Source organism: Lysobacter sp. M15 (assembly GCF_022662515.1).
GTDB lineage: Bacteria > Pseudomonadota > Gammaproteobacteria > Xanthomonadales > Xanthomonadaceae > JAKPBU01.
On sequence record NZ_JAKPBV010000017.1, the window covers coordinates 36,062 to 60,435 of the forward strand.

Here is a 24,374-nt window from a genome sequence, read left to right on the forward strand (position 1 = left end):
ACAAGGACAGTCCCGCAACCGCTAATCGGCAGGCAGGTTCATTTCCTTTAGCAGGTGCGGCGCCGGATACACCTTGGCCAGCAACCAGCGCAGGTAGCGCACATCTACGTGGATCGCACGCTTGTAGCGTGGGTCGTACATCCAGCTGGCGCTGACGGCCTCCCAGTTGCTGTCGAAATTCAGGCCGATGAGCTTGCCGTTGGCGTCGAGCACGGGCGAACCGGAATTGCCGCCGGTGGTGTCGAGATTGGTGAGGAAATCGACGGTCTGGGTCTTGAGCCGCGGGTCGGAAGTGCTGCCGAAATCGCCCTTGACGATTGCATCGCGCAGCGCCTGCGGTGCATCGAACGGGGCCTGGCCGGTGTGCTTTTCGAGGATGCCCTGCACCGTGGTCACCGGCACGTAGTCCACGCCATCGCGCGGCGACATGGGACTGACCTTGCCATAGCTCACCCGCAAGGTGGAGTTGGCATCGGGATAGACCGCGCGGCCCTGGGACTTCCGGTAGGCGATGAGCGCGCGCATATAGGCCGGGCGCAGACGCATCAGCTCGCCCTGGCGCTGCTTGTCGGTGTCTTCGGCACGCAGCACCGCGGGCATCAGCTTTGCCGCCGCCTGGAGCAGCGGGTCGTCGCTGTTCCCAAGCGCCTGGGCGTCGGCCGACATCCAGCGCAGGCGCTGGTCTTCCGTGCCGAGTTTGGTGCCCGCGTACAAGGTGTCCAGCGCGGCTTTGGCCTGGACCTCGTCCTGGCCGAAGACCGCGTCGACCTCGGCGATGCGCTGGTCCACCGGCAGCGCGCGATAGCGGCGTAGTAGTTCGGCCAGCAGCGCCTTTTCCACGGTCGCGTCGTAGCGGCGCTGCACCTGTTTGAGCTGGCCTTCGATCAGCGCCTCGTCGCGCTGCTGGTAGCCGGTCTCGCGCTGCGCGTCGGGCTTGCTCCGTTCGGCGGCCAGGCGCTGCAACTGCAATGCGCTCTTGAGCAGCTGCGTCTGGGCGCGCATCAGGCCGAACAGCTGCTCGCGTTCGCGCTCCGCACGAGCGGAGTCCAGGACGGCCTGCGCGGCAGCGATGTCGGCACGCGTGTCGCTGGCATCACGCTGCCCGGCAAGCCAGACCAGCATCGCGGCCTCGTCCCCACCGCGCGCCCGCACCGCATCGCTGCGACGCAGGCCGTCGAGCTCGCCCTGGGCGCGCTTGAGGCTGTTCTTGAGGCTGGCGAGCTGCGCGGCGTAGAGCGTGGTCGTGTCCTTGTTGCCGGAAGTTTCGGTGTCTATGGTCTTGATCATCGCGCCGTAGATTTCGACCCGCGATGGCAGCTGCCATTCCACCTGGTCCTTGAACTCCGAGGCCATGCGGTGGCGGTAGGTAATGCCCGGATAGCCAGCGAGCATGGCGAAATCGCCCTCGCCCACCGGGTCGGTGGAGACCTGCAGATGCGCCGGAGGCGCATAGGGCACGTTGTCGGGCGCATAGGCCGCAGGCTTACCGTCCTTGCCCACGTAGGCGCGCAGCAGGGTGAAGTCGCCGCTATGCCGCGGCCACATGAAATTGTCGATTTCGTCGCCGTAGTTGCCGATGGCCTCGGGCGGCGCATAGACGAGGCGCACGTCCTTCAGTTCCAGCTGCTTGATCAGGTAGTAGTCGGTGCCGTAGTACATGCTGGCCACGCTGCAGCGATGCCCGGCGTCGGCCTCGCACTCGGCGACCGCGGCCTTGGTCGCGGCGTCGACGGCGTCGTAGTAGGTGCGCCCGGTCTTGCCGCGCGCGTCGGCCAGGATGCGGTCGGTGACCCGGTCGAAGCCGGTGGTGACCAGCACGCGATAGTCCGGATTCGCCGGCAACTCTTCAGCGCGGCTCGCGGCGATGTAGCCGTCGCCGATCAGGTCGCGCGTCTGGCCATCGACCGACTTGCCCGAGTTGTACTGGATCACGCCGAAGGCGACGTGGTGGTTGGTCAGCACCAGTCCGTCCTTCGAGACGAAGGCGCCCGTCGCACCGCCCACCTTGACCACGGCATTCATCGGTGCCCGGGTCAGGTCGGCCAGATCCTCCGGATCGCCCTTGAATCCGGCTTCCTTCAGCTGTGCGGCGATGTCCGGCAGCTGCGCAGGCATCCACATACCCTCGTCCGCGCGCGCCTGGCCTGCTCCGATTCCCGCGGACACTGCTCCAGCCGCCACCGCGGCCGCCAACATGCTGATGCGCATGGTCTTTGTTTCCCCTTGAAGATCGTCGGATTCTAGCGACTGGCCGGGTCCTGCCAGCTGCGGATGCGGCCGCGCCGTATAATCCGCCCCCGTTCCGAGCACTCGCAGAGGGCGCATGTCCGCTCAGATGATGAAGGCGCTGGTCAAGCGCGAAGCGGCCAAAGGCATCTGGCTGGAGCAGGTGCCGGTCCCGTCGCCGGGACCCAATGAAGTGCTCATCAAGCTCGAGAAAACCGCAATCTGCGGCACCGACCTGCACATCTATCTGTGGGACGAGTGGAGCCAGCGCACGATCAAGCCCGGCCTGGTGATCGGACACGAGTTCGTCGGCCGGATCGTGGAGATCGGCCCGGGCGTGGGCGGTTATGTACTGGGGCAACGCGTCTCGGCCGAGGGGCATATCGTCTGCGGCCACTGCCGCAATTGTCGCGCGGGCAAGCAGCATCTGTGTCCGAACACCGTGGGCATCGGCGTGAACCGCAACGGCGCGTTCGCCGAATACATCGTGATGCCGGCCAGCAATCTGTGGCCGATCCCCGATCAGATTCCGAGCGAGCTGGCCGCGTTCTTCGACCCCTATGGCAATGCGGCGCACTGCGCGCTGGAATTCGACGTGGTCGGCGAAGACGTGCTGATCACCGGCGCCGGCCCGATCGGGGTCATGGCCGCCGGCATCTGCAAGTACATCGGTGCGCGCAACGTGGTGGTCACCGACGTCAACGACTACCGGCTCAAGCTGGCCGCTGACATGGGCGCGACGCGCGTGGTCAATGTGTCGAACACATCGCTCAAGGACGTGATGAGCGACCTGCACATGGAAGGCTTCGACGTGGGCCTGGAAATGAGCGGCAACCCGCACGCGTTCAACGACATGCTCGATTGCATGTACCACGGCGGCAAGATCGCCCTGCTCGGCCTGCTGCCCAAGGGGGCCGGCGTGGACTGGGACCGGATCATCTTCAAGGGTCTGACCATTCATGGCATCTACGGCCGGCGCATGTACGAGACCTGGTACAAGATGACCCAGCTGGTGCTGTCCGGGTTCCCGCTGGGCAAGGTGCTCAGCCACCAGCTGCCGATCGACGATTTCCAGAAGGGATTCGACCTGATGGAATCGGGGAAGTCGGGCAAGGTCGTGCTCAGCTGGAATTGAAGGTGGTGAGAGCGGCCATGGCGGTTGCCTATTCGATTCGCCATCGCAACTGTTCCTTCCACCAGCTCCAGGCAAGCACGGCGAAGATGGCCGTGAGCCAGAGCGCGACATGCCATTCCAGCAGGTTCTCCAGGCGATCGCGCAACGCATCGGCGGACACGACGTAGCGCACCACCACGCTCGCAAGCCCGAACACCAGGCAGCCCCAGGCCACCACCAGCAGCGGCACGTACGCATGCGCCGGACGCCGCGATGCCATCCCGCGCAGCACCGTGAGCAGCGCCAGGTATGTCCCTCCGAACCACAGGTAGACGCCATAACGCCGCAGCAGCTCGTAAGTGCGGCCTTCACTGCCAAGGAAGGTCGCGTACAGCACCAGTGCGAGCGCGGCCATGCCGCCCAGCCATGCCGGCGCCAACCCGTTCGCGCCGAGGCGCCGCATCCAGAGGGCGGCGGTAAGCCAGCACAGCGCCTGCAGCGTCGCCGCCGGCAGCATCAGCATGCGGAACAACAAATTGCCCAGGCCATGGCGCGAGGCGCGGCTGATCGAAACGCAGCCATCCAGGTAAGGATTGCAGGCCGGAACCAGCCCCTGCGCGCTCGAGATCCACCAACCCAGGTGCGCCGCGACGAAAGGCAGCAGCGCGCACAGCAGCGCCAGCGGCCACAGCGGAAAGCCGGTGCGGGGCGAGCTCTCGGGACCCATGGGGGCGATGTTAGGGCAAGCGCCAACCACGCGTAGGAGCGACGTGAGTCGCGAGCTTTCTCGCCTGCCCGAGGCTGGAGCCGCTCTTACAGGCTTGCGCAACGGTCCGATGCGGCCGCAGCTACACTCGCAGCGTCATACCACCACCTGCCGACCGCCATGCCGACCGCTTCCCTGACCCAACGCTACGCCGACACCCTCGACCAGATCCGCAGCGCAGGGCTGTTCAAGGCCGAGCGCATCATCACCAGCCCGCAGTCGGCAGAGATCACGCTGGCCGATGGACGCACGGTGCTGAACTTCTGCGCCAACAACTATCTGGGGCTGGCCGACCACCCCGACATCATCGCGGCGGCGAAGGACGCGCTGGACACGCACGGCTTCGGCATGGCCTCGGTGCGCTTCATCTGCGGCACCCAGGACCTGCACAAGCAACTGGAAAGCACGATCGCCGGATTCTTCGGCAAGCAGGACACCATTCTTTACGCGGCGTGCTTCGACGCCAACGGCGGCTTGTTCGAACCCCTGCTCGACGAGAACGACGCCGTCATCAGCGATGCGCTGAACCACGCTTCGATCATCGACGGCGTGCGCCTGTGCAAGGCCAAGCGTTTCCGTTACGCCAACTGCGACATGGCCGACCTGGAGCGTCAGCTCCAGGCCGCCGACGAGGCCGGCGCCCGCACCAAGCTGATCTCCACCGATGGCGTGTTTTCGATGGACGGCTTCATCGCCCCGCTGGATGAAATCACCGCCCTGGCCCGCAGGTACAACGCGCTGGTCCATATCGACGAATGCCACGCCACTGGCTTCCTTGGCCCGACCGGGCGCGGCTCGGCCGAAGTGAAGGGCGTGCTCGACCGGATCGACATCATTACCGGCACCCTTGGCAAGGCCATGGGCGGCGCGCTGGGCGGCTTCACCACGGCATCGAGTGAGGTGATCGAACTGCTGCGCCAGCGCTCGCGGCCTTACCTGTTCTCCAACTCGCTGCCACCGCACGTCGTGGCCGCGGGCATCAAGGCCTTCGAGATGCTCGACTCCGCCGGCGACCTGCGCGACCAGTTGGCGCAAAACACGGCCTACTTCCGGGAGCGGATGGGATCGGCGGGCTTCGACATCAAGCCCGGCACGCACCCGATCAGTCCGGTGATGCTCTACGACGCGCCGCTGGCGCAGAAGTTCGCTTCCCGGCTGCTGGAGGAAGGCATTTACGCGATCGGCTTCTTCTTCCCGGTGGTGCCGCAGGGCCAGGCGCGGATCCGCACCCAGATCAGCGCCGCGCATACCCGCGAGCACCTGGATCGTGCGGTCGCCGCGTTCACCAGGATCGGCCGCGAACTCGGCGTGATCTGAACGTCGGCGCGCTCCGCGCCTAGCGGCGGAACGTCTCGACTTCGTCCGCCGTCAGCGCGCGCCATTGCCCCTTGGGCAAGGTACCCAGCGACAACGCGCCGATGGCGACCCGCACCAGCCGCAGTACGCCGATATCGAATTCGGCGAGCAACCTGCGGATCTGGCGGTTGCGGCCTTCGTGCAGCACCAGTTCCAGCCACGAGTTCTTCCCGCCGGTGCGCAGCAGGGTCGCCGACGTGGCACGCAGCCACTCGCCTTCCACTTCGATGCCATTGACCAGCCGCGCCAGCAGGGACGCGCCCGGAATTGTGTCGACCTGCACGTGGTAGGTCTTGCCCGGCCCGTATTGCGGATCGGTGATACCCGCCGCCCATTGCGGATCGTTGCTCAGCAGCAGCAGACCCTCGCTGGCCTTGTCCAGGCGACCGACCGGAGCGACCCAGGGCAGACCTGCACCGTCGAGGCATCGGTAAATCGTGTCGCGGCCGCGTTCGTCGCTCACCGTCGCCACCAGCCCCCTGGGCTTGTTGAGCATCACGTAGCAGCGCTCGACCGCGACGAGCGGCCGGCCGTCGACTGCAATGTGCTGTTGCGACAAGGCGACCGGCGTATCCGGATCGCGCACGATACGGCCCTCCACCGACACGCGTCCCTGCTCGATCCAGCGCGCGGCCTCGGTACGCGAACACAGACCCCGCTTGGACAACACCCGCGCGAGCCCATGCCGTGGGACCGAAGGCGCGCCCATCAGCTGGAGGACGAACGACGGAAAGGCGCAGAAGCGCCACGGCCCGGTTTCCCGGGCCGCTGGCTATCCAAGAGCGACCATCGCCGAATCAGGGCGTGGTCGGAGGCGTGGTCGGCGCAGGCGTCGCGGGCGGCGGCGCCGGCAAGGTGCCGGGCGGGCTGTTGGCAGGCACTGCATTCGCATCCGGCACCGGTGCCGGCGGCTGAGTCGCTCCCGGCGCGGTGCCTGGAGGGAGAGCTGCGGGCGCCGCGGCCGCACCGCCGCCGCGCGCCACACGCACGCCACGCGACTTCATCCATGCACTGAATTCGTCGGCGGTCATGCTCTTGCCGTTCTGGGTCATGTTGAACCGCCACGGCGTATTGTCGAACTCGGTCTTGGGCTTGTACGCCGCCGGGTCGAGCGGATCGACCACGCTCGGGGCAGGCATTACCGCCGCCACGTTCTTGCAGCTTTCGATCCGCATCCGCAGCAACACCTGGTCGACCGACTGCGATTCGTCGTAGGCGCGCGCCAGGACCCCACCTGCGATCCCGAGCTGCTCGGAGGGCGATACCAGTTCCGACGCAACCGGCGCCAGTACCGACGCCCGTAGCGGCATGGTCTTGGGCACCGTCGCGCAATTCATCGATTGCGCCTGGACCCCGCCGGCCGCGGCGAGCAACAACAAGGCGAGGGTCGAACGGTTCATGCGCAGATCCTGTCGTGGTTGCGGCGAGTGTAGGCATCGCGAAAGGGCTCGACAAGTTGCGGCGCCCTCGCGCTTCAGCTTCATAGAGACGATGCATGGCGGAAAAACGAAGCCCGGCGCTAGGCCGGGCTTCGTGTCTTGCTTGAACCTCGCGTCCGTTAGTTCTGGACGTTCAGCTCGGTGCGGCGGTTGGTCTCGCTCTTGCAGCCCGGGAACTCGTCACCCAGGGCCTCCAGCGGACGGCTCTCGCCGTAGCCGTTCGGACCGGTCAGACGGCCAGCATCGACGCCGTTGCTGGTCAGGTAGTCGTACACGGCGCGTGCGCGACGCTCCGACAGACCCTGGTTGTACTCGTCCGTACCGCACTCGTCGGTGTGGCCAGCCACTTCGACGCGCAGATCCGGGTAGCGCTTCAGGATCTCGATCGCCTCGTTGAGGATCGCGATCGCATCCGGACGCAGGGTCGACTTGTCGAAGTCGAAGTTCACGCCCTTCAGGTCGATCGAGACCGGAACCGGGCAGCCGTCCGGACCGATGGTCTGGCCAGCCTGCGAACCGGGGCACTTGTCGTCGCAGTCGTTCACGCCGTCGCCGTCGCTGTCGCTGTCGGCGCAGTTCGGAGCGACCGGGGCCGGGGCGACCGGAGCTTCCGGTTCCGGACCCAGCGGGATGATGATGCCGACCGAGGCCAGCACGTCGCCGTACCAGTCTTCGCCATCGTTCATCTCCGGCGGCGGATCGTCGAGCTCGAGCTGGACGCGGGTGTCATTCAGGCCGACTGCACGATAGGCCAGTTCGGTACGGATACCGACGCGACCCACGTCGCCCTGCACGCCGACACCGAGCTTCAGCGCGGGGGCGCCTTCCTTCTCTTCCCACGGAGAATCCGGATTCGGGAAGTTGTCGCCCTCCATCTCTTCACGCTGGTAGCCGAGGCCGGCCAGCAGGTACGGATTCCAGCTGCGGCCTTCGGTGACGAAGTGGTAACGGGTGTCGAACGAGATGCCGTACTGGCTCCAGTTCAGGTCTTCGTTCGATTCGCGCTTGGCGTTCTGGTAGTTGAGTTCAACATCGAACGACCAGTTCGGATTGAAGAACTTGCCGAAGCCGATGGCGCCGAAGGGCGGATTCTTGGTGTCGCGTTCGCTGTCCTGGATGTTGATACCGGCCGAACCGGTGATGTACCAGCGATCGTCGAACTCCTGCGCCGACGCAACCTGTGCGACGCCCAGCCCGCCGAGCAGCGCAGCACAGAGGAGTTTCTTGTTCATTTTCAGCTCCTTAGATCAGGGTAATTAAAACGGTAAAGCGTGGTTAAACTTGGACGGCCCCACCCACACGCCATCCGGCGCAGGTTAGGTTGAGGGATGTGAAGCCCGTGTTAACACTAGCATAACAGTTCCCCCTGAACCAGCAGCATGACAGATCAGCCCTCGCACAGGGATAGCAGATCGTCTATCCCCATGGCATCGAAGGCCTGAGGATCCTGAACCAAGCCGATCAGCGTGTCTACCGGGGATCCCCCGAGGTGGCCGCGCAGGGCCGCCTCGAACTTGGCCATCAGCACCGGGATACCCTCGGCGCGGCGCTTGCGGTGGCCTATCGGGAAGTCGATCGAGACCTTGTCGGTCGAGGTTCCGTCCTTGAAATGGACCTCCACGGCGTTGCCGATGTAGCGCTTGTCCGGATCGAAATAGTCCTGGGTGAAGCGCGGGTTCTCGACCACCTCCATCCGTGCGCGCAGCGCGTCGATGCGGGGGTCGGCTGCGACGGCGTCGGTGTAGTCGTCGGCGGTCAGACGTCCGAAGATCAGCGGCACCGCCACCATGTACTGGATGCAGTGGTCGCGGTCGGCGTAGTTCGCGAGCGGGCCGGTCTTGTCGATGATGCGGACGCCCGCTTCCTGGGTTTCGATCACGATCTTCTCGATCTCGCCAATCCGGTCCCTGACCTGCGGGTGCAGCTGCATGGCGCATTCGACCGCGGTCTGGGCATGGAACTCGGCCGGGAAGCTGATCTTGAACAGCACGTTCTCCATCACATAGCTGCCGAAAGGCCGTTCGAAAGCGAATTCCCTGCCCTTGAAGGCCACGTCGTAGAACCCCCAGGTCCTGGCGCTGAGTGCGCTGGGATACCCGACCACCTTCTTCTCCACTGCATTGAGGGCGTGGATTACGGCCCGGCGGCAGGCATCCCCGGCCGCCCAGCTCTTGCGTGGCCCGGTGTTGGGGGCATGGCGGTAGGTGCGCAGTACGCCGTTGTCGATCCAGCTGTGCGAGACCGCGGTGATCACCTCGTCCTTGCCGCCGCCGAGCATCGCCGTTGCGACCGCCGTGGACGCCAGGCGCACCAGGATCACGTGGTCCAGGCCGACCCGGTTGAACGAGTTCTGCAGCGCGTAGACGCCCTGGATCTCGTGCGCCTTGATTGCCCAGCCCAGCACGTCGCGCACGCTGACCGGCTTGCCCTGCTTGCGCGCCTGCCAGTCGGCGACGGCCAGGATCGTGCCCAGGTTGTCGGAAGGGTGCCCCCATTCCGCCGCCAGCCAGGTGTCGTTGAAATCGAGCCAGCGCACCAGCGTGCCGATATTGAACGCAGCCTGCGCCGGGTCGAGTTCGAACGAGGTACCGGGCACGCGTGCGCCGCCGGCGATCTCACCCCCCGGCACCAGCGGCCCGAGGTGTTTGACGCAATCCGGAAACTTCATCGCCAGCATCGCGCAGGCCAGCGAGTCCAGCAGCATGTAGCGGGCGGTGTCGAAGGCCTCTTCGGACTCGATCCGGGTGTCGATGACGTAATTGGCGATGTCGACCATGGGTTGGTCGGGGTCGGGACGGGTGGCGCTGCGGATGTCGTGGTGGCCCATGGCTGGCTCGATCGGTCGAAGCCGGCAATTTTGACAGATCGCCAATCCGCACCCCTGCGAACGCATCCACGGAACTTGAGCGAACCGGGCTTTCCCGGCATGGTGCGCGCTCCGTACTGGTCCGTATGCCTGCCTGGATGTTGCGCGTGATGCCCGAGCCCTCGCCCTATCCGCACCTGTTCGCGCCACTGGACCTGGGCTTCACCACCCTGCGCAACCGTGTGCTGATGGGCTCGATGCATACGGGGCTGGAAGACCACAAGCGCGACTTCCCCAGGCTCGCGGCCTACTTCGCCGAGCGTGCGGCGGGCGGGGTCGGACTGATCGTGACCGGCGGCTTCGCCCCGAACGTCGAGGGCTGGCTCAAGCCGTTCGCCGGCAAGCTGTCCTGGACGTGGGAGACCCGCAAGCACCGCCAGGTCACCGAGTCGGTGCACGCGAACGGCGCGAAGATCTGCCTGCAACTGCTGCATGCGGGGCGCTATGCCTACCACCCGCTCTCGGTGGCGCCATCCAGGCTCAAGGCCCCGATCAATCCGTTCACGCCGCGCGCCCTAGGCGCAAGCGGCGTCGAACGCCAGATCGGCGCGTTCGCCCATGCCGCGCGCCTGGCGCGCGAGGCCGGCTACGACGGCGTCGAGATCATGGGTTCGGAAGGCTACCTGCTGAACCAGTTCACCGTGGCCCGCACCAACCGGCGCAGCGACCGGTGGGGCGGCGATGCGGCCGGCCGCATGCGCTTCGCCGTGGAGATCGTGCACCGTACGCGCGAAGCCTGCGGGCCGGACTTCATCCTCATCTACCGCCTGTCGATGCTCGACCTGGTGGAAGGCGGAAATGATCACGACGAGATCGTGGCCCAGGCGCAGGCAGTTGAGTCCGCGGGCGCCAGCATCATCAACACCGGCATCGGCTGGCACGAGGCTCGCGTACCTACCATCGCCACATCGGTCCCGCGCGCCGTCTTCGCCGGCGTCACCGCCAGCCTACGCCCGCACGTGGCATTGCCGCTGGTGGCGACCAACCGGATCAACATGCCCGACGTCGCCGAGGCGATCCTGGCCGGCGGCGGGGCTGACCTGGTCTCGATGGCGCGTCCGCTGCTGGCCGATGCCCAGTGGGTCGAGAAGGCGCGCAGTGGACGGGCCGACCGCATCAATACCTGCATCGCGTGCAACCAGGCGTGCCTGGATCGGGTGTTCGAGAACAAGAAGGCGAGCTGCCTGGTGAACCCGCGTGCCTGCGCCGAGACCGAGTTGCGTTACCTGCCGGTGGATACGCGCAAGCGCATCGCCGTGGTGGGCGCGGGGCCGGCAGGCCTGGCCTGCGCGACCGTCGCCGCCGAGCGCGGTCACCGCGTCACCCTGTTCGACGCGGCCGGCGAGATCGGCGGCCAGTTCAATCTCGCCAAGCGCATCCCCGGCAAGGAGGAATTCCACGAGACCCTGCGCTATTTCCACCATCGGATCGCGGACACGGGGGTGGAGCTGCGCCTCGGGGCGCATGTTGGCGTCGACGCGCTCGATGGCTTCGACGAGGTCGTCGTCGCCACCGGCGTGCGCCCGCGCACGGTCGATTTCGCCGGGCACGACCATCCCAGCGTGGTCGGCTATCTCGACGTTCTCGAAGGCCGCGTGGTCCCCGGCGCGCGCGTGGCCATCGTCGGCTCCGGTGGCATCGGCTTCGACGTGGCCGAATTCCTCGCCATTCCCGCCGGCGAGTCGCCGACCCTGGACCCTGCGCGCTGGATGGCCGAATGGGGCATCGATCCGGAGTTCGCCAGCCGCGGCGGGCTGGCGCCCCCGCGGCCGGAACCCGCCGCCCGCCAGCTCTGGCTGATGCAGCGCAGCGCAGGCCGACCGGGCGCGCGCCTGGGCAAGACGACTGGGTGGATCCACCGCGCCACGCTCAAGGCCAAGGGCGTGCGCATGCTCGGCGGCGTGGAATACCTAGCCGTGGACGACGATGGCTTCCACGTCCGGGTGGATGGCGTCGCGCAGGTGCTGGCAGTCGAACACGTCGTCGTCTGCGCAGGTCAGGAATCGCGCCGGGAACTGTTCGACACGCTGCGCGCGGGCGGACGCCAGGCACATGTCATCGGCGGTGCGGATATCGCGGTGGAGCTGGACGCCCGACGTGCGATCGATCAGGGCAGTCGGCTCGCGGCGCAGCTTTGACTGCACGTACAGCACAGCGAGAACCGAACAAAAACTCCAATCGAATCAAATGTTTTTGATTTGACGTTCAGCCTCGATTGGGTTTCGCCACGCTACCGTGCGCGCACTTTCCGGCCCGCCACCCTGCGGGCCACCGACGCCGGCCGCACTCCATCGGATGCCCGGCGCCCGGGCAAAGGCGCCATAGAGCCGCCGCCCTCCCCAACACGCCATGACGCAGGGCGCCCCGGTTCGCCGTGGGCGGCAATGCGCCGCAACGGAGCAAGGAGCAAGACGTGAAACTCGCCTGGATCCTGTGGCTGGCCTCGGTCCTGCCGCCGCAAACCGCAGACTCGCTCTGCCTCAGCGCCACCCTGTACCTGGAGGCCCGGGATCAGTCCGTCCGCGGCCAGAAGGCCGTAGCCGAAGTGGCATTGCGCCGGGAGGAGAGCGGCCTGTGGGGCGATTCGATGTGCGACGTGGTCACCGCGCGCAAGCAGTTCGCGCCGACCCTGGTCCCGCCCGGCACCCGCCTGAGCAACACAGAGGCATGGGCGCAGGCCGTCACCGTCGCGCTCGAGGCCGAGCAGAACTGGGCGCTGCCGCCGGGCGAACGCAAGGAGATCGTTCCCGGTGCGAGCCACTTCCTGGCGCATTCCATTGCCAGCCCGAGCTGGCGCAACGCCTACCAGGTGGCGACCATCGGCGATCACACCTTCCTGCGGGTGCAAAAGCTCAGGCCACGGCAGAGCTAGACCGAGCCTGGCGCGTCGGCTGCGATGTCGCGTTGATCGCGCTTATCGCGGCGACAGAGCGCACCGTCTAGGCGCTGTCCCGTTCGTTCCATAGGCGCGCCATCTCCAGGTATGTAAACGATGCCGACCAGGTGATCAGCAGCAGCCCGGTCAGCGCCTCGCACCCGCTCAGCACGCGGACCGCCCCCATCGGAGTCAGATCGCCGAAACCCAGGGTGGTGAACGTCGTCGCGGAAAGATAGAACGCGTCGAACAGGGTCTCCACACCTCCCACCCCGACCACCGAGCCGGCGCCGGGTACATGCAGCAAGCCCCACAGCGCCAGGCCGAAGCACCAGATCTCGACGACGTGCAGGGCCAGCAGCGCAAAGATGATTTTCAGCATCGTGCCGCGATCGCCAGTGATGTCGATCTTCCTGCGCGAGTAACGCCGCGCCAGCCAGTGCACGCCTTCGTAATGGACGACCACCGCCGCGGCGCTGGCCACACCGGCCGTCAGCGCAGCCAGCAGGTAAACGCCGAAGGAATCCGTCGGGATCAGCCAGCCCATCGCAGAGCCATCAACGCTGCCCGATCGGGACGTATGCGCGGTCTTCGGGTCCGGTGTAGTTGGCGCTGGGCCGGATGATCTTGCCGTCTTCGCGCTGCTCGATCACGTGCGCACTCCAGCCGCTGGTCCGCGCGATCACGAACAGCGGCGTGAACATCGGCGTCGGCACGCCCATCATGTGGTAGCTCGACGCGCTGTACCAATCCAGGTTGGGGAACATCTTCTTGGTGTCCATCATCAGGTTCTCGATGCGCTCGGACACGTCGAACAGGACCTGATTGCCACCTTCGGCGCAGAGCTTGCGGCTGATCTGCTTGATGATCGGGTTGCGCGGATCGCCGATGGTGTACACCGGGTGACCGAAGCCGATGATGATCTCCTTGCGCTCCATCCGCGCGCGGATGTCGGCTTCGGCCGCTTCCGGCGTCGCGTAGCGGCTGATGATCTCCATCGCCACCTCGTTGGCACCGCCATGCTTGGGCCCACGCAGCGCGCCGATGGCGCCGGTGATGCAGCTGTACATGTCGCTGCCGGTGCCGGCGATGACCCGCGCGGCGAACGTCGAGGCATTGAACTCGTGCTCGGCATACAGGATCAGCGATTTGTCCATCGCGTCGGCATGCAACGCGCTGGGCGGCTCGCCGTGCAGCAGATGCAGAAAGTGCGCGGCGATCGTGTCGTCGTCGGTCTCCACATCGATGCGCCGCCCGTTGCGGGTGAAATGCCACCAGTACAGCAGCATCGATCCGAAGCTGGCCATCAGTCGGTCCGCGATGTCGCGCGCTTCCGGCGCCGGATGACCGTCGCGTTCGGGCAGCACCGTGCCCAGCATCGAGCAACCGGTGCGCATCACGTCCATCGGGTGGGCGCTGGCCGGCACCAGCTCCAGCGCTTCCTGCACGATTGCCGGCAGGCCGCGCAGGCGTTTGAGCTTGGCCTTGTAGGCCTGCAGCTGCGAGGCGCTGGGCAGGATGCCATGCACCAGCAGGTGCGCGACTTCCTCGAACGTGGACTGCGTCGCCAGATCGTGGATGTCGTAGCCGCGGTAATGCAGGTCGTTGCCGCTGCGGCCCACCGTGCACAGCGCGGTATTGCCGGCGGCCGTGCCGGACAGGGCTACCGATTTCTTCGGCTTGGGCAGGACCTGTGCAGGTTCGCTCATCAGGGGCATCTCCAATTGAAAGGAACGAGCCGCGCTGTCCGGTCGCCGACCCACACCTCGTTGTCACCGTTGAATCGGAAAGAAGTCCCGCGCGGAGCGCATTCAAAAACCGCTACGGGACCAGGCACGCGCCGGCGGAGGCGACAGGGGGAACTCATGCGCGGAACTCCATTCACTCCGTCGGCCGACTAATTCTTGCCTTCCCCGCGTGCGAACAGGGCATCGAGCTTGCGCTCGTACGCGTGGTAGTCGAGGAAATCGTACAGTTCATCGCGCGTTTGCAGCGTGTCGACGATGCGCTTCTGGGTGCCTTCCCGGCGCACGGTTTCGTAGAAGTGCAGCGCGGCCTTGTTCATCGCGCGATAGGCGCCGCAGCAGTACAGGGCGATGTCGACGTCGGCATCGCGCAACTCGTCGGTCGTGAACAACGGGGTCGCACCGAACTCGGTCAGATTGGCGAGGATCGGTACCTTCACCGCAGCCTTGAAGCGACGGTAATCGTCGAGCGTCTTCATCGCCTCGGGGAAGATCATGTCCGCCCCGGCTTCGACATAGGCCACGGCACGCTCGATCGCAGCATCCACGCCCTCGCTGGCCGCAGCATCGGTGCGCGCCATGATCACGAAGGTATGGTCGGTGCGCGCGTCGACGGCCGCCTTCACCCGGTCGACCATCTCGTCAGCCGGCACCACTTCCTTGCCTGGACGGTGCCCGCATCGCTTCTGTCCGACCTGGTCCTCCATGTGCACCGCGGCGACGCCGACGCGCTCGAAACTGCGGATGGTGCGGGCGATATTGAAGGCCCCGCCCCATCCGGTATCGATGTCCGCCAGCAGCGGCAGTCCGGTCGCATCCACGATCCGGCGTGCGTCGGTGAGCACGTCCTCCATGGTGCTGATGCCCAGGTCGGGCATGCCCAGCGAGTTCGCGGCGACACCGCCGCCGGACAGGTACAGGGCGCGGTAGCCGACGCGCCTCGCCATCAGACCCGCGTAGGCGGTGATGGCGCCCATGACCTGCAGCGGAGACTCGGCTGCGACGGCGGCACGGAACCTGGCGCCGGCGGATCCGGTTGCGGAAGTGCTTGGCTCGGACATCGGTGTGTTCCAAGTGGCGAGGCGACCTGTCGGCCGCCACGATCGATCAGAGCAGATGCGCCACGCCGGCGCGCTCTTCCTCGAGTTCGGCCAGCGTCTTGTCCATGCGCTCACGGCTGAAGGCATCGATCTCAAGGCCCGTCACGCGTGTGTACTCGCCGTTCGCCGTGGTCACCGGCACGCCATAGATCACGCCTTCCGGAATGCCGTAGCTGCCGTCGGAGGGCACGCCCATCGTGACCCACTTTCCCTTGGAGCCCAGCGCCCAGTCGCGCACGTGGTCGATGGCGGCATTGGCCGCCGAGGCGGCCGACGACAAGCCGCGCGCCTCGATGATCGCGGCGCCGCGTTTGCCGACGACCGGGATGAAGGTATCGGCGTTCCAGGCTTCATCACCGATCTTCGCCTTGAGCGACTGGCCGTTGACCGTGGCGAAGCGATAGTCGGGATACATCGTTGGACTATGGTTGCCCCAGACGATCAGTTTCTCGATGTCGGCCACCGGCACGCCGGCCTTGCCGGCGAGCTGGCTCAACGCGCGGTTGTGATCCAGCCGCAGCATGGCGGTGAAGTTCTTCGCGGGCAGGTCGGGCGCGGATTTCATCGCGATATAGGCATTGGTATTGGCCGGATTACCGACCACAAGCACCTTCACGTTGCGGCTCGCGACTTCGTTCAGCGCCCTGCCCTGCTCGGTGAAGATCTTGGCGTTCTCCAGCAGCAGGTCCTTGCGCTCCATTCCCGGGCCGCGCGGACGGGCGCCGACCAGCAGCGCATAATCGGCGTCCTTGAATGCGACCTTCGGATCGTCGGTGCCGACCATGCCGGCGAGCAGCGGGAAGGCGCAGTCCTCGAGCTCCATCATCACGCCCCTGAGCGCGGCCTGGGCCTTGTCCAGCGGCAGTTCGAGCATCTGCAGGATCACCGGCTGGTCCTTGCCGAGCATTTCGCCCGAGGCGATGCGGAACAGCAATGCATAGCCGATCTGGCCGGCGGCGCCGGTGACTGCGACACGGACGGGGGCTTTCATGGAACGACTCCTGGAAAAGACTTGCGGCGCACGTGGCGCCGCAATGGTTGGACGAACGGGGATTCAGGCCAGCTCGGAGCAGAATTCCTGGACGCGCTGCAAACCCGGGGCCAGCTGCGGCGTCGGGCAGGTATAGCTGATGCGGATCGCGCGCGGTTCGCCGAAAGCCGAACCCGGGACGCAGGCGACGCCCTTGGCATCCAACAGTGCATTGCAGAAATCGACGTCGTTGGCGATCACCTTGCCCTGGTACGACTTGCCGAAGGCGAAGCTAATGTCCGGAAACGCGTAGAACGCTCCCTGCGGACGCGGACAGACGAGTCCGGGAATCGACAGCAACGCTTCCATCACCTGGTCGCGCTTGGCCTGGAACTCTGCGCACTTCGCCTGCGGCACGTCCTGGGGACCGGTCAACGCAGCGACGGCGGCGGCGGTGACGATTTCGGGGATGTTGGTGATGTGGTTCGAATTCATCGTGGTGACCGCGCTGGCCACCGCTTCGGGACCGGCCATGAAGCCGACCCGCCAGCCCGGCATGCCGTAGGTCTTTGACAGCGAGTCGATGAAGATCACGCGATCGCGCAGTTCCGGTCGCAGATGCAGGAAGTTGTGATAACCCACCCCATCGAACACCATCCGGTTGTAGATGTCGTCTGTCAGCACCCAGGTATCGGGGTATTTCGCCACCACATCGGCCAGCGCCGCGATTTCATCGCGCGTGTACACCATGCCGGTCGGGTTGGACGGGTTGTTGAACAGGAACACCTTCGGCTTCTTCGCCAGCGCAGTCTCCAGTTGCGCCGGCGTGAGCTTGTAATCCTGCTCGGGCGGGCAGGGCAGCAGGTCGATCTTCGCGTTGACGATCTCGGCGATGTCGAGATAGCTGGTCCAGTACGGCGTCGGGAACGCGATGGTGTCGCCTTCGTCGAGCAACGCCTCGGCCAGGTTGTAGATCACGTGCTTGGCGCCGATGCCGGTCGAGACGTTGGCGCGGGTGTAACCCGTCAGACCGACCTTCCCCGCATGGGCCAGAAAGGCATCGACCAGCGCGTCCGCGCCGCGGTTGCTGCCGTACTGGCCGCTATCCTTCGCCAGTGCCTCGCGCGCGGCCGCATAGACATGCTCACCGGGGAGGAAGTTGGGTACGCCGATCGAGAAACTGATGATGTCGCGCCCTTCGGCTTTCAGGCGCTTGGCGGTTTCGGCAACCAGCATGATCGCGCTGGGCTTGGCGCGACCGATGCGCCGGGCGAGCTGGGGCATCGAGAGACCTCGTGAGGTGGGCCCGGGGCGAATTCGCCGGGCCCGGATTAGGATGAAATATTAACACAGGGACCCGGAGCTTCCGGGCCTGCGGGCTGCGCGGAATCCATCCGCGCACCCGCTGAAAAACACTCCGGGGCGCCATGCTACCGGCGCGACTGGCCTGTGCGAGCCGCGTGATTTCAACGGGGTATACGGGCGCAGCGTACAAATCGATCGCACGCCTACCCGGCGCAGATCAAGCCGCCAGGATACGGTTCCATTCCGCGACCCGGTCGGCCTTCGCCGCCAGTGCCGCCTCGGCATCGCCTTCGATCTTCACCGACCGGATCGCATCGCCCTGCTTCACCGCGTCGACCACGTCCAGGCCTTCGACCACCTTGCCGAAGACGGTGTGTTTGCCGTCCAGCCAGTCGGTCTTGATGTGGGTGATGAAGAACTGGCTGCCGTTCGTGTCGGGACCGGCATTGGCCATCGACAGCACGCCGCGCTCGTGCCTGACGCCGTTGTTGGTTTCATCCTCGAAGCGGTAGCCGGGACCGCCGCGGCCCGAGCCTTCCGGGCAGCCGCCCTGGATCATGAAATCGGGGATGACCCGATGGAAGTTCAGGCCGTTGTAGAAGCCGCGCTTGGCCAGGTTGACGAAATTGGCCACGGTCAGCGGTGCCTTGTCCGGATACAGCTCCACCTTGATGGCGCCGCGCTCGGTGTCGAAAATGGCGTGCAGGGGCATGGGATTCCTCGGCTGGATGTGAACGACGGGCGCCGGGACCACTTTGCCGCAGCGCAGCACGCTATAATACGCGGCTTTCCCAGCCTCTTGCGCCGGCCCGCAGGCCCAATGCGGCCGCGCCTTCGGCATGTCTTAGACCGCCGCGTCCCGACCGGACTGCCCCGACCTTCATTAGCCGACCGCCATGTCCATCGAGAACCTGCGCAATATCGCCATCGTCGCCCACGTCGACCATGGCAAGACCACCCTGGTCGACTGCCTGCTGAAGCAGTCCGGCACCCTGAACGAGCGCACCGTGCTCGCCGAGCGGGTGATGGACAGCAACGACCAGGAAAAGGAACGCGGCATCACCATCCTGGCCAAGAACACCGCCATCACTTGGCAGGGCAACCGGATCAACATCGTCGATACGCCCGGACACGCCGACTTCGGTGGCGAGGTGGAGCGCGTGCTGTCGATGGTCGACTCGGTGCTGATCCTGGTCGACGCGATGGACGGCCCGATGCCGCAGACCCGCTTCGTGACCCAGAAGGCGTTCGCGATGGGCTTCCGACCGATCGTGGTGGTCAACAAGATCGATCGCCCGGGCGCGCGTCCGGACTGGGTGATCGACCAGGTGTTCGACCTGTTCGACCGGCTCGGCGCCACCAACGAGCAGCTCGACTTCCCGATCGTCTACGCCTCGGCCCTGCACGGTTACGCCAGCCTCGACGACGCCGCGCGCGAAGGCACCATGACCCCGCTGTACGAGGCGATCATGCAGCACGTGCCGCCGCCGCAGGTCGATCCGGACGGCCCGTTCCAGATGCGCATCAGCCAGCTCGACTACAGCAGCTTCGTGGGCCTGATCGGTATCGGCCGGATCCAGCGCGGCAAGGTCCGCCGCAACCAGCCGGTCAGTATCGTCGACCGCCACGGCAAGAAGCGCCAGGGCAAGGTGCTGCAGGTGCTGGGCTTCATGGGCCTGGAGCGGATCGAGGTGGAAGAAGCCGAAGCCGGCGACATCGTCGCCATTTCCGGCGTCCAGGACCTGAGCATTTCCGACACCGTCTGCGCGCTGGACGCCCCCGAGGCGCTGCCGGCGCTCACCGTGGACGAGCCGACGATCAGCATGACCTTCCAGGTGAACAACTCGCCCTTCGCCGGCAGCAAGGAGCATAGCGGCGGCAAGTTCATCACCAGCCGCCAGATCCGCGAGCGGCTCGAGCGCGAAACCCTGCACAACGTGGCGCTGAAGGTCGAGGAGACCAGCGACGCAGACAAGTTCCTGGTCTCCGGCCGCGGCGAACTGCATCTGTCGGTGCTGATCGAAACCATGCGCCGCGAGGGCTTCGAACTGGCGGTCTCGCGCCCGGAAGTGATCATCAAGGAAATCGATGGCCAGCCGATGGAGCCGATCGAGCAGTTGGTGGTCGACGTGGAAGAGCAGCACCAGGGCGGCGTGATGGAGAAGCTCGGCGTGCGCAAGGCCCAGCTGAAGAACATGGAGTCCGACGGCAAGGGACGCGTGCGCCTGGATTACATGATTCCCGCGCGCGGCCTGATCGGTTTCCAGAACGAGTTCCGCACCCTGACCCAGGGTTCGGGCCTGCTGTTCCACGTGTTCGACCACTACGGACCGAAGGAGACCGGCGCCATCGCCAAGCGCCAGAACGGGGTGATGATCGCCAACGCCGCCGGCACCACGCCTGCCTACTCGCTCGGCCCACTGGAAGAGCGTGGCCGGCTGTTCGCCGCCGAAGGCGACAACGTCTACGAAGGCCAGCTGATCGGGATCCATTCCAAGGACAACGACCTCACCGTCAACGCCATCAAGCCCAAGCCGTTGACCAACATGCGCGCCTCGGGCAAGGACGACGCGATCAAGCTGACTCCGGCGCTGAAGTACACGCTGGAGCAGGCGCTCGACTTCATCGAGGACGACGAGCTGGTGGAAGTCACGCCCAAGGAAATCCGCCTGCGCAAGAAGTACCTGACCGAAACCGATCGCAAGCGGGCCAGCCGCGCGGCGTGAGCGGGTCGCTGTTCACTGCCTGGCGACCGGACGAGGCCGCCAGGACACAGCTCGCCGCGTTGCTCGCTGCGATACAGGTCGCATGCCCTGCGCACGGGCCACAGGTCAAACCGCGGCGACCGGACCAGTGGCACGTCACCCTGTGCTTCATCGGCGACCAGGTCATGCACCTGGTCACGCCGGAGCTTCTGGGAGCCTTCGCCGAAGTGGGAACCGTCATCCCAGCGCACGATTTCACGATCGAACGCCTCGCCTACTGGCCGCGGTCGGGTGCCGTCGTCGCCCTGCCGCACACATGCCCCACGCTCCTGGCGCTGTGCGATGCCACGGATAAGGCGCTCCGTGTGCTCGACATCCGTTCGCAAGAAGTGACCCGACAACCGCACATCACGCTCGCCTACCTGCCCAGGCACCTGCCTGCCCAGTCCTGGCTCGATGGCGTCGACTGCGCCGGCGATCGGCTGCGTGTCGGGAGTTTCGAGCTGCTATGCAGCCCGGGCGGCCGTTACGAGTCGTTGGGGCATTGGCCGTTGACCGCAGCCGACGCCACTCCTCCTGTGCAGCAGGCATCCCTTTTCTGATCCGGTGTACGCCCATGGTTAGCGGGCATGGAAGCAGGCCGCCGGTTTGCGGTTGCGTGGATCGGCAAGCCACTATCGGTGCGGCATCCGGATGAACGCAGAACCCTACAGCCCCGACCCGCCAGCCCCTCCCGTCCTGCAGGTCGTCGCGATGGTCGAAGCAGCGAAGGGACTCATGGCCCTGCTTGCCGCAAGCGGCCTTGAACTGCTCGGCCCCGCCCCGCTGCGGCGCGGGGTGGAGATGCTGATCGCGCGCTTCCAACTCGATCCACAACAGGGGGCGATGGCCTGGCTGGGACGCGCGATCAATCCGGATTCGGTGCACATCGCCGCGGCGATCGCACTCGTCTATGGCGGAATGCGCGTGGCCGAAAGCTGGGGGTTGTGGCGTGGCAAGGCCTGGGCCTCGTGGCTTGGCTGCATCGGCGCGGCGCTTTACCTGCCCTTCGACCTTTACGCGCTGGTCGCGCACCCCGTGTGGCTGTCCGTCGCGGTCCTGGGGATCAACCTGCTGGTGGTGTGGGTGCTTGGGCGCGACCTGTACGCGCGTCGTCGCGAACGCGCCTGAAACTGAAACACCCTGCAGGCGCGGCGCTGCTGGCGGCCACGCGAAAACCGCGGGCGCCATGCGCCCGGCATGCCTCGCTCAGACCGGAGCTGCGATCTGTGCCTGCTTGCGCACGATCAGCATTGCCGTTTCCAGCGCCTGCTCGTAGTTCAGGCGCGGATCGACGGTGGAACGGTAGGCGCGCTCGAGGTCGGTTTCGGTGAGATCACGGGCGCCGCCGGTGCATTCGGTCACGTCTTCGCCGGTCAGCTCCAGGTGCACGCCGCCCAGGCGTGTGCCGGCGGCGGCATGCAGTTCGAACGCCTGTTCGAGCTCGCTGCGGATGTTGTCGAAGCGCCGCGTCTTGTAGCCATTGCCGGTGGTTTCGGTATTGCCGTGCATCGGATCGCAGACCCAGAGCACGCGCCGGCCATCGCGGCGCAGGGCCTCGAGCAGCGGCGGCAGCTTTTCGGCGATGTTCGCGGCGCCCATGCGGTGGATCAGGGTGAGCCGGCCGGGTTCGTCATCGGGACTCAGCGCGTCGACCAGGCGCAACAGCTGGTCGGGTGTGACCGACGGGCCGATCTTCAGACCGAGCGGGTTGCGGATGCCGCGGAAGTACTCGACATGCGCACCATCCAGCGCGGCCGTGCGCATCCCGATCCAGGGCAAGTGGGTGCTGAGATTGAACCAGCCCCACTGTCGCGGCACCTGGCGCGTCTGCGCTTCCTCGTAGGGCAGCAGCAGCGCCTCGTGCGAGGTGTAGAAGTCGACCCGGTTGAGGTTGTACACCTCGGCCCCGGACAACGTCTCCATGAAGCGCACGGCATCGCCGATCGATCCGACCATGCGGTGGTAGTCGTCGGCCAGCGGCGAATGGCTCACCCAGCCCAGATCCCAATACTCGGGATGGTGCAGATCGGCGAATCCGCCGTCGATCAGCGAACGCACGAAATTCATCGTCATCGCCGAGCGCGCATGCGCCTTGACCATGCGTCGCGGATCCGGGCGCCGCGAGACCGCATCGAACGCGGGCGCGTTGACGATGTCGCCGCGATAGGCCGGCAGGGTCACGCCGTCGCGGGTCTCGCCGTCCGCCGAACGCGGCTTGGCGTACTGGCCGGCGAAGCGTCCCACGCGCACCACCGGCAGCCTGAGGCCATGTACCAGCACCAGGCTCATCTGCAGCAGCACCTTGAGCCGGTTGGAGATCACGTCCGCCGTGCACTCGGCGAAATTCTCCGCGCAGTCGCCGCCCTGCAGCAGGAAGCGCTTGCCTTCCTGCGCTTCGGCCAGCTGCTTCTTCAGCGCGAAGATTTCCCAGGAAGTGACCAGTGGCGGCAGCGCGCGCAGTTCCTGCTGGACGGCGGCGAGCTCCGTGGCGTCCTCGTACACCGGCTGCTGCGCCGCGGCGCGCGCGCGCCAGCTCGCGGGCGACCAGTCGGCCGGGAGATTGACGGAATGAAGATTGCGGTCGGGATGGGGCATGGCGGTATGTTGCAGCGCAGCGTCAGCCATCATCGGACGGATCCGAGGGGTCTGCAACCGTTTCGACTGCAAGCGTAGCAGCGGTTCAGGCGCTGCCCGTCACCCGCCCTCAACGGGATTCAACGCGCGCGCCAGAATCCCGCGTACAGCGCCCACATCGCCAACGCCACGAACCACAGCAGCGCCCAGGCCGGCATCGACAGGCCCAGGAACGTCCAGTCGATCATGCTGCAGTCGCCCGATGCGGTGAGCACTTTGCGCACCACGCCCAGCCAGGTCTGGGTTTCGAGCATGTAGTTCAGACCCGGCCCGCAACTCGGGATCTCGGGCGGGAACAGCTGCACCCAGACGTGACGCACGGCGATGCCGGCACCGGTCGCCGCTGCCAGGAAGGCCAGCGTGCCGTAGATCCCGCGGCCGCCGGACGAACGTGGCGCGTGCAGGCCCCCGATCAGAAACAGCAGCCCCGCCGCCGCAAACGCCAGGCGTTGGAAGATGCAGAACGGACACGGCTGGATCTGTTCCACGAACTGCACGTAGAAGGCGTAGCCCAGCAGCGCAGCGCAGGCGAGGAAGCCGGACAGGAATTGCGCACGAAACGACCAACGGAAGGGATTCATGGGGGCGGCTGTAAAGGCGACCGGTGGATTATCGGCCACGCGCGCCGGCTGTGCAGCCTGAATTCCGGTATCGAATCCATCGCGACCGGACCGGCCGATGACCAGCGCCGTTAGCGGCCCGCCTGGTACTTTCGTACAACGAAAAAGCCCGGCTGAGCCGGGCTTTCACGAGCAGCAAGCTGGCGCTTATTCGGCGGCGTCGGGACGATCGACCAGCTCGACATAAGCCATCGGCGCATTGTCGCCGGCGCGGAAGCCGCACTTCAGGATGCGCAGGTATCCACCGGGGCGTTCGGCGTAGCGCGGACCGAGCTTGGTGAACAGGTTGCCCACCGCTTCCTTGTCGCGCAGGCGCGAGAAGGCGAGCCGGCGGTTGGCCACGCCGTCGCGCTTGGCCAGCGTGATCAGCGGTTCTGCGACGCGGCGCAGTTCCTTGGCCTTGGGCAGGGTGGTGCGGATCAGTTCGTGCTTGAACAGCGAGGCGGCCATGTTGGAGAACATTGCGTCGCGGTGGGCGCTGGTGCGGCTGAACTTGCGGCCTGATTTCTGGTGGCGCATGGTCTGGATTCCTGGTGAAAGTTGTGGCTGTTGTACTTCGCTGTCGCCGTCGTGGCGTTGGAGCTGCGGACTGCGCTGGTCCTGGCCGGGCT

At 66.2% G+C, this 24,374-nt stretch carries 21 protein-coding genes and 1 pseudogene; 7 read left to right on the forward strand and 15 right to left on the reverse strand.

The features are described 5' to 3' along the window. Positions 1-21: 21 nt before the first annotated feature. Entirely contained in the window at positions 22-2,196 is a 2,175-nt protein-coding gene (locus MC380_RS17530; RefSeq protein WP_242166471.1) for a S46 family peptidase, read from the reverse strand. A 142-nt stretch (positions 2,197-2,338) separates the two neighbouring features. On the opposite strand from MC380_RS17530, the gene tdh reads away from it, so the two are divergent. After that, a complete protein-coding gene (gene tdh / locus MC380_RS17535; protein WP_242103183.1) occupies positions 2,339-3,361 on the forward strand; it encodes an L-threonine 3-dehydrogenase in 1,023 nt (340 codons plus the stop codon). A 28-nt stretch (positions 3,362-3,389) separates the two neighbouring features. Here the strand turns inward: tdh and MC380_RS17540 are convergent, their stop codons facing one another. Beyond that, positions 3,390-4,067, reverse strand: coding sequence for a hypothetical protein (locus MC380_RS17540; RefSeq protein ID WP_242166407.1), 678 nt, complete (start codon positions 4,065-4,067; stop codon positions 3,390-3,392). Between the two features lie 159 nt (positions 4,068-4,226). Here MC380_RS17540 and kbl point away from each other — a divergent pair, with 159 nt between their 5' ends. Continuing rightward, entirely contained in the window at positions 4,227-5,423 is a 1,197-nt protein-coding gene (kbl, locus tag MC380_RS17545) for a glycine C-acetyltransferase (protein ID WP_242166417.1), read from the forward strand. Positions 5,424-5,442: 19 nt separating this feature from the next. Here kbl and MC380_RS17550 read toward each other — a convergent pair whose 3' ends face one another. The 4 genes and pseudogenes from MC380_RS17550 to MC380_RS17565 all read right to left on the reverse strand — a co-directional run bounded on the left by MC380_RS17550 (position 5,443) and on the right by MC380_RS17565 (position 9,728). Then, positions 5,443-6,171, reverse strand: a complete 729-nt coding sequence (locus MC380_RS17550; protein ID WP_242166419.1) for a pseudouridine synthase — start codon at positions 6,169-6,171, stop codon at positions 5,443-5,445. Positions 6,172-6,340: 169 nt separating this feature from the next. Beyond that, positions 6,341-6,862: pseudogene (locus MC380_RS17555) on the reverse strand (hypothetical protein); the annotation flags it as partial. A gap of 158 nt (positions 6,863-7,020) precedes the next feature. Next, positions 7,021-8,133 (reverse strand): OmpA family protein, encoded by a 1,113-nt coding sequence (locus MC380_RS17560; RefSeq protein WP_242103044.1) that lies wholly within the window; start codon positions 8,131-8,133, stop codon positions 7,021-7,023. 155 nt (positions 8,134-8,288) lie between these two features. Further along, positions 8,289-9,728 carry a bifunctional 2-methylcitrate dehydratase/aconitate hydratase gene (locus tag MC380_RS17565; RefSeq protein ID WP_277930025.1) on the reverse strand — a complete coding sequence of 480 codons (1,440 nt, stop codon included), beginning with the start codon at positions 9,726-9,728 and terminating at the stop codon, positions 8,289-8,291. A gap of 149 nt (positions 9,729-9,877) precedes the next feature. Between MC380_RS17565 and MC380_RS17570 the strand changes: the two genes are divergently transcribed. Both MC380_RS17570 and MC380_RS17575 read left to right on the forward strand, forming a co-directional pair. Then, positions 9,878-11,905 (forward strand): NADPH-dependent 2,4-dienoyl-CoA reductase, encoded by a 2,028-nt coding sequence (locus MC380_RS17570; RefSeq protein WP_242166422.1) that lies wholly within the window; start codon positions 9,878-9,880, stop codon positions 11,903-11,905. Positions 11,906-12,180: 275 nt separating this feature from the next. Next, positions 12,181-12,639 (forward strand): cell wall hydrolase, encoded by a 459-nt coding sequence (locus MC380_RS17575; RefSeq protein ID WP_242103043.1) that lies wholly within the window; start codon positions 12,181-12,183, stop codon positions 12,637-12,639. A 67-nt stretch (positions 12,640-12,706) separates the two neighbouring features. Here the strand turns inward: MC380_RS17575 and MC380_RS17580 are convergent, their stop codons facing one another. The 6 genes from MC380_RS17580 to MC380_RS17605 form a co-directional block, all read right to left on the reverse strand. Next, positions 12,707-13,189 carry a potassium channel family protein gene (locus MC380_RS17580; RefSeq protein WP_242103042.1) on the reverse strand — a complete coding sequence of 161 codons (483 nt, stop codon included), beginning with the start codon at positions 13,187-13,189 and terminating at the stop codon, positions 12,707-12,709. 10 nt (positions 13,190-13,199) lie between these two features. Then, positions 13,200-14,351 (reverse strand): 2-methylcitrate synthase, encoded by a 1,152-nt coding sequence (gene prpC, locus MC380_RS17585; RefSeq protein WP_242166424.1) that lies wholly within the window; start codon positions 14,349-14,351, stop codon positions 13,200-13,202. A gap of 188 nt (positions 14,352-14,539) precedes the next feature. Further along, entirely contained in the window at positions 14,540-15,448 is a 909-nt protein-coding gene (gene prpB / locus MC380_RS17590; RefSeq protein WP_242166425.1) for a methylisocitrate lyase, read from the reverse strand. Positions 15,449-15,494: 46 nt separating this feature from the next. Beyond that, positions 15,495-16,478: a malate dehydrogenase gene (locus tag MC380_RS17595; RefSeq protein ID WP_242166427.1), complete on the reverse strand. Its 984-nt coding sequence runs from the start codon at positions 16,476-16,478 to the stop codon at positions 15,495-15,497. Between the two features lie 63 nt (positions 16,479-16,541). Beyond that, positions 16,542-17,741 carry an aminotransferase class I/II-fold pyridoxal phosphate-dependent enzyme gene (locus MC380_RS17600; protein ID WP_242166435.1) on the reverse strand — a complete coding sequence of 400 codons (1,200 nt, stop codon included), beginning with the start codon at positions 17,739-17,741 and terminating at the stop codon, positions 16,542-16,544. A 238-nt stretch (positions 17,742-17,979) separates the two neighbouring features. Beyond that, the gene (locus MC380_RS17605) at positions 17,980-18,474 is read right to left on the reverse strand and encodes a peptidylprolyl isomerase (protein ID WP_242103037.1); all 495 of its coding nucleotides are present in this window, start codon (positions 18,472-18,474) and stop codon (positions 17,980-17,982) included. A gap of 184 nt (positions 18,475-18,658) precedes the next feature. Between MC380_RS17605 and typA the strand changes: the two genes are divergently transcribed. From typA to MC380_RS17620, 3 genes are all read left to right on the forward strand, one after another. Next, positions 18,659-20,488, forward strand: a complete 1,830-nt coding sequence (typA, locus tag MC380_RS17610) for a translational GTPase TypA (RefSeq protein ID WP_242103036.1) — start codon at positions 18,659-18,661, stop codon at positions 20,486-20,488. Continuing rightward, complete coding sequence (locus tag MC380_RS17615) at positions 20,485-21,069, forward strand: 2'-5' RNA ligase family protein (protein ID WP_242166437.1); 585 nt, start codon at positions 20,485-20,487, stop codon at positions 21,067-21,069. The genes typA and MC380_RS17615 overlap by 4 nt, the downstream gene beginning before the upstream one ends. Before the next feature lie 91 nt (positions 21,070-21,160). Beyond that, positions 21,161-21,637 carry a DUF2127 domain-containing protein gene (locus MC380_RS17620; protein WP_242166439.1) on the forward strand — a complete coding sequence of 159 codons (477 nt, stop codon included), beginning with the start codon at positions 21,161-21,163 and terminating at the stop codon, positions 21,635-21,637. Positions 21,638-21,715: 78 nt separating this feature from the next. Here the strand turns inward: MC380_RS17620 and MC380_RS17625 are convergent, their stop codons facing one another. From MC380_RS17625 to rplQ, 3 genes are all read right to left on the reverse strand, one after another. Beyond that, positions 21,716-23,104, reverse strand: coding sequence for a 3-deoxy-7-phosphoheptulonate synthase class II (locus MC380_RS17625; protein ID WP_242166485.1), 1,389 nt, complete (start codon positions 23,102-23,104; stop codon positions 21,716-21,718). Between the two features lie 119 nt (positions 23,105-23,223). Continuing rightward, a complete protein-coding gene (locus MC380_RS17630) occupies positions 23,224-23,724 on the reverse strand; it encodes a disulfide bond formation protein B (protein WP_242166441.1) in 501 nt (166 codons plus the stop codon). 186 nt (positions 23,725-23,910) lie between these two features. Further along, positions 23,911-24,282: a 50S ribosomal protein L17 gene (gene rplQ / locus MC380_RS17635; protein ID WP_242103032.1), complete on the reverse strand. Its 372-nt coding sequence runs from the start codon at positions 24,280-24,282 to the stop codon at positions 23,911-23,913. Between the last annotated feature and the right edge of the window lie 92 nt (positions 24,283-24,374).

Coding starts and splice junctions, on each gene's coding strand:
- MC380_RS17530 (WP_242166471.1), bottom strand. CDS start 2,196: ATGTTGGCGGCCGCGGTGGCGGCTGGAGCAGTGTCCGCGGGAATCGGA.
- tdh (WP_242103183.1), top strand. CDS start 2,339: ATGAAGGCGCTGGTCAAGCGCGAAGCGGCCAAAGGCATCTGGCTGGAG.
- MC380_RS17540 (WP_242166407.1), bottom strand. CDS start 4,067: ATGGGTCCCGAGAGCTCGCCCCGCACCGGCTTTCCGCTGTGGCCGCTG.
- kbl (WP_242166417.1), top strand. CDS start 4,227: ATGCCGACCGCTTCCCTGACCCAACGCTACGCCGACACCCTCGACCAG.
- MC380_RS17550 (WP_242166419.1), bottom strand. CDS start 6,171: ATGGGCGCGCCTTCGGTCCCACGGCATGGGCTCGCGCGGGTGTTGTCC.
- MC380_RS17560 (WP_242103044.1), bottom strand. CDS start 8,133: ATGAACAAGAAACTCCTCTGTGCTGCGCTGCTCGGCGGGCTGGGCGTC.
- MC380_RS17565 (WP_277930025.1), bottom strand. CDS start 9,728: ATGGGCCACCACGACATCCGCAGCGCCACCCGTCCCGACCCCGACCAA.
- MC380_RS17570 (WP_242166422.1), top strand. CDS start 9,878: ATGCCCGAGCCCTCGCCCTATCCGCACCTGTTCGCGCCACTGGACCTG.
- MC380_RS17580 (WP_242103042.1), bottom strand. CDS start 13,189: ATGGGCTGGCTGATCCCGACGGATTCCTTCGGCGTTTACCTGCTGGCT.
- prpC (WP_242166424.1), bottom strand. CDS start 14,351: ATGAGCGAACCTGCACAGGTCCTGCCCAAGCCGAAGAAATCGGTAGCC.
- prpB (WP_242166425.1), bottom strand. CDS start 15,448: ATGTCCGAGCCAAGCACTTCCGCAACCGGATCCGCCGGCGCCAGGTTC.
- MC380_RS17595 (WP_242166427.1), bottom strand. CDS start 16,478: ATGAAAGCCCCCGTCCGTGTCGCAGTCACCGGCGCCGCCGGCCAGATC.
- MC380_RS17600 (WP_242166435.1), bottom strand. CDS start 17,741: ATGCCCCAGCTCGCCCGGCGCATCGGTCGCGCCAAGCCCAGCGCGATC.
- MC380_RS17605 (WP_242103037.1), bottom strand. CDS start 18,474: ATGCCCCTGCACGCCATTTTCGACACCGAGCGCGGCGCCATCAAGGTG.
- typA (WP_242103036.1), top strand. CDS start 18,659: ATGTCCATCGAGAACCTGCGCAATATCGCCATCGTCGCCCACGTCGAC.
- MC380_RS17620 (WP_242166439.1), top strand. CDS start 21,161: ATGAACGCAGAACCCTACAGCCCCGACCCGCCAGCCCCTCCCGTCCTG.
- MC380_RS17625 (WP_242166485.1), bottom strand. CDS start 23,104: ATGCCCCATCCCGACCGCAATCTTCATTCCGTCAATCTCCCGGCCGAC.
- MC380_RS17630 (WP_242166441.1), bottom strand. CDS start 23,724: ATGAATCCCTTCCGTTGGTCGTTTCGTGCGCAATTCCTGTCCGGCTTC.
- rplQ (WP_242103032.1), bottom strand. CDS start 24,282: ATGCGCCACCAGAAATCAGGCCGCAAGTTCAGCCGCACCAGCGCCCAC.